2 pseudogenes are annotated in these 358 nt (G+C 70.1%); both read left to right on the top strand.

The features are described 5' to 3' along the window. Positions 1–184, top strand: a pseudogene (locus UK12_RS43980) (hypothetical protein); the annotation flags it as partial. Between the two features lie 9 nt (positions 185–193). Continuing rightward, a pseudogene (locus UK12_RS45360) lies at positions 194–358 on the top strand (hypothetical protein); the annotation flags it as partial.

Here is a 358-nt window from a genome sequence, read left to right on the forward strand (position 1 = left end):
CGCCTACAGCCGCGTGCACTACGGGCAGAACTACGCCAACGCGTCCTGGGATGACAGCTGCTCCTGCATGACGTACGGCGACCGCGCGGGCAACACCCACCCGCTGACCGCCCTGGACGGCGCGGGCCAGGCGATGAGCCACGGCGTGAGCTCGCACACCCCGGACCTCAACCACTGGGGCTAGTCCGGCGGTCTGAACGACGCCCCCTCGGACATCATCGGCACCGGCGGCGAGTGGTACGCCAACCTGGCCGCCGACAAGCCCGACTACCTGAACGGCGAGAAGATCGACATCAACGCGGACGGCACGCCGCCCCGCCACATGGACAAGACGTCCAAGCACGGCGGCCCCGCCGCC

It is taken from the genome of Saccharothrix sp. ST-888 (genome assembly GCF_000955975.1).
In the GTDB taxonomy this organism is placed as follows: domain Bacteria; phylum Actinomycetota; class Actinomycetes; order Streptomycetales; family Streptomycetaceae; genus Kitasatospora.